The 1,083-nt window shown below is 71.8% G+C and carries 1 pseudogene; it reads left to right on the top strand.

The annotated features are described in order from the left end of the window. A pseudogene (locus tag AB0M99_RS37810) lies at window positions 1–1,083 on the top strand (IS200/IS605 family accessory protein TnpB-related protein); the annotation flags it as partial.

Genomic DNA, 1,083 nt, shown 5'->3' with positions numbered 1-1,083 from the left:
GCTTGAGGCCGGGGTGCGGACGCTGATGCACCGGCTGTCCCTCCCGGTTGGGGAGAAGGGAACCAGGCGTGCCCCGGGCGGATACCGGTCCAAGCACGAGTGGTTCGTCAAGTCCCGGCGCCTGGTGATCCTGGAACACCGCCTGGAAGTGGCGCGTGCGGAGCGTGAGGCCGGTGTCGTGCACGTGGTGCGTGGTGGCCGGCAACTGCTGAACACGCGCCACCACCTGGACGCGGCCGGACTGTCCGAGGCCGAGTGGCGGGACCGGTGGGAGGCCGAGCGCTGGTTCCTCGCCGCGGACGGCGAGTCCGGGAAGCGGTACGGGAACGAGACCATCCGCGTCACCCCGGACGGCGAGGTGTCGATCAAGCTGCCCGCGCCGCTCGCGCACCTGGCGAACGCCGGGCATGGCCGGTACGTCCTCGCCCCTCAGGTGGTGTTCGCGCACCGGGGCGTCGAGTGGGCCGGCCGCATCGAGGGCAACCGGGCCGTCGCCTACCGCATCCACTACGACACCGGGCGCGGGCGCTGGTACCTCACCGCGGCCTGGCAGAAGCCCGTCGTCAAGACGATCCCCCTCGACGCCGCCCGCGCGGCGGGGATGGTCGGGGTGGACACGAACGCCGACCACTTCGCCGCCTACCGCCTCGATGCGCACGGCAACCCGGTCGGTGACCCGCGCCGCTTCTTCTACGACCTGTCCAAGGCCGCCGGCCACCGCGACGCCCAGGTCCGCCACGCCATCACCCAGTTGTTGCACTGGGCCAAGCGGTGCGGCGTCACGGCGGTCGGCCTGGAGAACCTGGACTTCACGGCGGAGAAGACCCGCGAGAAGCACGGCGGAAGGAAGCGGTTCCGGCAGCTGATTTCCGGTATCCCCACCGGCAGGCTCAAGGCCCGGCTGGTGTCGATGGCCGCCGAGCAGGACCTGGCCATCGTGGCCGTCGATCCGGCCTACACCTCGATGTGGGGCGACGAGCACTGGCGCAAGCCGCTCACCGCCCCGCGCCGCAAGATGTCCCGACACGATGCCGCGAGCATCGCGATCGGGCGACGCGCCCTCGGGCACCCGATCCGGCGACG

The sequence above is a fragment of the Streptomyces sp. NPDC051183 genome, assembly GCF_040682455.1.
Taxonomy (GTDB): Bacteria; Actinomycetota; Actinomycetes; order Streptomycetales; family Streptomycetaceae; genus Streptomyces.
Note: the sequence above shows the minus strand (reverse complement) of the source record. Positions and strands in the feature narration are given on the sequence as shown.